This is a genomic window from Streptomyces sp. NPDC059900, assembly GCF_050270335.1.
Classification (GTDB): Bacteria; Actinomycetota; Actinomycetes; order Streptomycetales; family Streptomycetaceae; genus Streptomyces.
Genome location: NZ_JBNNJZ010000587.1, coordinates 1 through 4,854, shown reverse-complemented (window position 1 = coordinate 4,854; position 4,854 = coordinate 1). Strand labels below are relative to the sequence as shown.

Genomic DNA, 4,854 nt, shown 5'->3' with positions numbered 1-4,854 from the left:
TCGCGATACTGCTCCAGCAGGAACGTCACACCGTGCTGATCGTGACCCTGAACGGCGGTATCGCCTGGGTCATGTACGGAGCCCTCGCGCAGACGTCCATCGAGCTCTCGCCGGTCGCGGCGACGGCCATCGCGGCCGGGCTCGTGGGCCTGTTCGGGCAGCTGTTCTCGCGCTACCGCTTCGCTTCTTCGCTGCCGTACGTCACGGCGGCCATCGGCCCGCTGCTGCCCGGTAGCGCGACGTACTTCGGGCTGCTCGCCCTGGCCCAGAACGACATGACCACGGGCCTCAACTCGCTCACCAAGGCGGCGGCGACGGCGCTGGCCATCGCGATCGGCGTGAACCTGGGCAGCGAGGTCTCGCGCCTGATCCTCAAGGTGCCGGGCGCCACCTCCGCGGCGAATCGCCGTGCGGCGAAGCGGACGCGAGGATTCTGACCGGAGGCCCGGTCGGCCCCGTCGGGGGCTTCGCCCCCGGACCCCCAGTCCTCAGACGCCGGACGGCTGATTTCCCTATCGCTTGGCGTGCCGGCCGCGCGACGACGGGGCCGCTCCGGGGGTCTCGCCCTCGGCGGCTGCCGCCTTCTTGGACTTGCTGCGGGCCCGCAGGAACTCGATCGCGATCGGGACCACCGAGATCAGGACGATCAGGATGAGGATCGCCTCGATGTTCTTGTGCACGAAGTCGATCTTGCCGAGCCATGCGCCGAGCATCGTGACGCCGGCGCCCCAGAGGATGCCGCCGATGATGTTGAACGTGATGAACGAGCGGTACCGCATGCCGCTGACGCCGGCGATGATCGGCGTGAACGTCCGCACGATCGGCACGAAGCGGGCCAGGACCAGGGACTTGGGGCCGTACTTCTCGAAGAACTCGTGCGCCTTGACCACGTTCTCCTGCTTGAACAGCTTGGAGTCCGGGCGGTTGAAGAGCGCGGGGCCGACCTTCTTGCCGAAGAGATAGCCCGCCTGGTCGCCGAGGATCGCGGCGATGCAGATGAGCACGATGCAGAGCCAGAGCGGGAAGTCCAGCTGGTTCGTCGTGATCAGCAGGCCCGTCGTGAACAGCAGCGAGTCACCGGGCAGGAAGAAGCCGATGAGCAGGCCCGACTCGGCGAAGACGATCGCGAGCAGACCCCAGACCCCGAACGTGTTCAGGAGGTAATCCGGGTCCAGCCAGCTTGGTCCGAGCGCAAGCGTCGTCACGGTTCCGGGCTCCTGAGTGTGAGAGGGCGATGCGGCGGGGACGGCCGCCCAAAGCTATCAACGCGAGGTGACGCGCCCAGGTTCCAGTCTTCTTCCCAGGGTGCACTGTGCGTGACCTGAGACAAAGCTGTGTGCCGGGAGCACCGGGGATCCGGGCGGCCGGAAGGGAGATCCGGGCGGCCGGTAGTTCGCGTACAACAGGTTATCGGTGCGGTCCGGGGGCGCCGTGATCGCCCGACCGGACCGCAGAACGTGCCCCCTGATCAGCTGTTCCGTACCGCGTTCGCCAGGATCGCGTCCCGCATGTAGACGGCGAGCCCCGGCCGGATGGCCTCGTAGACGGCCTCGAAACGCTCGTCCGCCACGTACATCTCCCCGAGGCAGGTGTGGAACTCGTGCGAGCACGCGTAGTGGGAGCGCGTGATGAAGCGGCGGTGTTCCTCCGCGACGTCCATCGCCTCCCCGGAGTCGGCGGGCAGACCGGCGGCGAGCAGGTCGCCCATGCGCGCGTGCACCGCGTTGAGCTCGTCGTTGATCCGCTTCCAGTCCTCCTTGGTGTACGAGGCGGCCTTGCGCTGCGACTCCTTGTAGGCGTCGGTGTGGCCCCAGCGCCGCTCCACCTCGTCCGCGTACTGCTCCGGGTCGTGGTCCCCGAAGACCTCGAACTTCTCCTCGGGCGTGAGGTTGATGCCCATCTTCTTCGCCTCCATGGCTGTCTCGATGGCGGCGGCCATCTCCTGGAGCCTGGTGATCCGGCCGGTGAGCAGCGCGTGCTGCCTGCGCAGGTGCTCGCGCGGATCCGCGTCCGGGTCGTCCAGGAGTGCCGCCACCTCGTCGAGCGGGAAGCCGAGCTCCCGGTAGAACAGGATCTGCTGGAGCCGGTCCAGGTCTGCGTCGCTGTAGCGCCGGTGGCCCGCATGGCTGCGCCCGCCCGGCACGAGCAGGCCGATCTCGTCGTAGTGGTGCAGCGTGCGCACCGTCACTCCGGCGAAACCGGCGATCTGTCCCACGGAGTAGCTCATTGGTTCCGCCCTCTCTGTGTACGAGTTCCAGCCTGAGTCCTCACGTCACGTGAGGTGCAAGTGCAGACCCGGGCGGTCGGCCATATTCTCGCCAGCAGGTGACAAACAGGGACACCACACCTCAGCCCGAGGAGACCGCCCATGCCGCGCCAGCACCCGGGCCCCGGCCCCGAGCAGCCCGCCAAGCGCACCCTCTCGGTGAACCCCTTCTACGGAGAGGCCGACCCGGTCGGCGGGATGTCCGAGGCCCCGCCCAAGCACCGCCTGCCGGACAATCCCCTGCCGCCCGCGACCGCCTACCAGCTGGTGCACGACGAGCTGATGCTGGACGGCAACTCCCGCCTCAACCTCGCGACCTTCGTCACGACGTGGATGGAGCCGCAGGCCGGCGTCCTGATGGGCGAGTGCCGGGACAAGAACATGATCGACAAGGACGAGTACCCGCACACCGCCGAGCTGGAGCGGCGCTGCGTGGCCATGCTCGCCGATCTGTGGCACGCGCCGGAGCCCTCGCTCGCCGTCGGCTGCTCGACGACCGGGTCGAGCGAGGCGTGCATGCTCGCCGGGATGGCGCTCAAGCGCCGCTGGGCCACGGCCGAGCGGAACGCCGAGCGCTATCCGTCGCCCACCGCGCGCCCCAACCTCGTCATGGGCGTCAACGTCCAGGTCTGCTGGGAGAAGTTCTGCAACTTCTGGGAGGTCGAGGCGCGCCAGGTCCCCATGGAGGGCGACCGCTTCCACCTCGATCCGGAGGCCGCGGCCGAGCTCTGCGACGAGAACACGATCGGGGTCGTGGCCGTGCTCGGCTCCACCTTCGACGGGTCGTACGAGCCGGTCGCGGAGCTCTGCGCGGCCCTCGACACCCTTCAGGAGCGCACCGGGCTCGACATCCCCGTGCACGTCGACGGGGCGTCCGGCGCGATGGTGGCGCCCTTCCTGGACGAGGACCTGGAGTGGGACTTCCGGCTGCCGCGGGTGGCGTCGATCAACACGTCGGGCCACAAGTACGGCCTGGTCTATCCGGGTGTCGGCTGGGCCCTGTGGCGCGACGCGGACGCGCTGCCGGAGGAACTGGTCTTCCGGGTGAACTACCTCGGCGGTGACATGCCGACGTTCGCGCTGAACTTCTCCCGCCCCGGAGCACAGGTCGTCGCGCAGTACTACACGTTCCTGCGCCTGGGCCGCGAGGGCTACCGCGCCGTCCAGCAGGCGGCGCGCACCGTCGCCACGGGGCTCGCGGAACGCATCGAGGCACTCGGCGACTTCCGGCTGCTGACCCGGGGCGACGAGCTGCCGGTGTTCGCCTTCACGACCCTGGACGACGTGAAGGCGTACGACGTCTTCGACGTGTCCCGGCGGCTTCGCGAGCGCGGCTGGCTGGTGCCCGCGTACACCTTCCCGGCCCACCGCGAGGATCTGGCGGTGCTCCGCGTGGTCTGCCGCAACGGCTTCACGGCCGACCTCGCGGAGCTCTTCCTGGCGGATCTGAGCGACCTGGTGCCCGAACTGCGCCACCAGCCGCATCCCCTGACGCGGGACAAGGACGCGGCGACGGGGTTCCACCACTAGGCGGGGTTCCACCACTAGGCGCACCCGGCGTCAGTACTTACTGAGACTCGCCGAGACGTGCCGAGCGCGGCGCACGCCTACTTGCTGAGCGCGCCGAACCTCCGTACCGCCAGCGGCATGAACACCCCGACGAGCACGACGGGCCACACCACGGCAAGCAGGCCCGCGTGCTCGGCGGCCCATGAAGTGCCCGTCACTCCGGGGTCGTTGCCGAACAGATCGCGGACCGCGGTGGCCGTCGCCGACATCGGGTTCCACTCGACGGCGGCGCCGAGCCACCCCGGCATGTTCTGCGGGACCGTGAAGGCGTTGGAGAGGAAGCCCACCGGCCAGACCAGGATCTGCACGGCCATGACCAGCTCCGGCTTGCCCGCGACCATCGCCAGGTGGATGCCGATCCACAGCATCGCGAACCGCAGCAGGAGCAGCAGCCCGACCGCGCCGAGCGCGGCGCCGGACGAGCCGTGCCAGCGCCAGCCGATCGCGAGCCCGACGCCGATCATGACGACCAGCGAGGCGAACGACTGGAGCATGTCCGCGACCGAACGCCCGACCAGGACCGCCCCGTTGGTCATCGGCATGGCCCGGAAACGGTCGATCACTCCCTTGTTGAGGTCCTGCGTGACCGCGACCATCGTGGCGTCGAGGCCGAAGGCCATGGTCAGCGCGAACATGCCGGGCACCAGGAACTCGGCGTAGTCGCCCGCGATGCCCTTTCCGCCGCCGATCAGGTAGTTGAACATCAGCAGCAGCATCACCGGGAAGACCAGGCCGACGAGCACCTGTACGGGCTGCCGCGCCCAGTGCGCGAGTTCGCGCCGCGTCATGGTCCAGGAGTCGACGGCGACCCATTTGGCAGGGGAGCCGCCCGCCGCCGGTGCGCGGCCCGGCCGCGTGATCGTCGTCGTGCTCACACCGTCTCCTTCGTGCGTTCCCCGGCCCCGGCGTCCTCCGCAGGGCCCGTCAGGCGCAGGAACACCTCGTCCAGGGTCGGCCTGCGCACCGCGATGTCCTCCGCGTCCACACCCGCGTCCTGAAGCGCCCGCACGGTCTCGGTG

At 69.4% G+C, this 4,854-nt stretch carries 5 protein-coding genes and 1 pseudogene; 2 read left to right on the top strand and 4 right to left on the bottom strand.

Going from position 1 to position 4,854, the window contains the following annotated elements:
* Positions 1-437, top strand: a 437-nt coding sequence (locus ACQKIP_RS39745; RefSeq protein WP_427745278.1) for a threonine/serine exporter family protein, incomplete at its 5' end; no start/stop codon positions are given.
* Positions 438-512: 75 nt separating this feature from the next.
* Here the strand turns inward: ACQKIP_RS39745 and ACQKIP_RS39740 are convergent.
* Both ACQKIP_RS39740 and ACQKIP_RS39735 read right to left on the bottom strand, forming a co-directional pair.
* Positions 513-1,205, bottom strand: a complete 693-nt coding sequence (locus ACQKIP_RS39740) for a DedA family protein (protein ID WP_365858871.1) — start codon at positions 1,203-1,205, stop codon at positions 513-515.
* A gap of 263 nt (positions 1,206-1,468) precedes the next feature.
* Positions 1,469-2,227, bottom strand: coding sequence for a MerR family transcriptional regulator (locus ACQKIP_RS39735; protein WP_365858873.1), 759 nt, complete (start codon positions 2,225-2,227; stop codon positions 1,469-1,471).
* Between the two features lie 141 nt (positions 2,228-2,368).
* Between ACQKIP_RS39735 and ACQKIP_RS39730 the strand changes: the two genes are divergently transcribed.
* The gene (locus ACQKIP_RS39730; protein ID WP_365858875.1) at positions 2,369-3,796 is read left to right on the top strand and encodes a glutamate decarboxylase; all 1,428 of its coding nucleotides are present in this window, start codon (positions 2,369-2,371) and stop codon (positions 3,794-3,796) included.
* A gap of 77 nt (positions 3,797-3,873) precedes the next feature.
* Here ACQKIP_RS39730 and ACQKIP_RS39725 read toward each other — a convergent pair whose 3' ends face one another.
* Entirely contained in the window at positions 3,874-4,710 is an 837-nt protein-coding gene (locus ACQKIP_RS39725; protein WP_427745277.1) for an ABC transporter permease, read from the bottom strand.
* Positions 4,707-4,854 (bottom strand): annotated as a pseudogene (locus ACQKIP_RS39720) (daunorubicin/doxorubicin resistance ABC transporter ATP-binding protein DrrA); the annotation flags it as partial. The pseudogene ACQKIP_RS39720 and the gene ACQKIP_RS39725, both read right to left, overlap by 4 nt.

What these genes read in the sequence shown, in the direction of transcription:
- ACQKIP_RS39735 (WP_365858873.1), bottom strand. Translation starts at nt 2,227, where the DNA reads ATGAGCTACTCCGTGGGACAGATCGCCGGTTTCGCCGGAGTGACGGTG.
- ACQKIP_RS39730 (WP_365858875.1), top strand. Translation starts at nt 2,369, where the DNA reads ATGCCGCGCCAGCACCCGGGCCCCGGCCCCGAGCAGCCCGCCAAGCGC.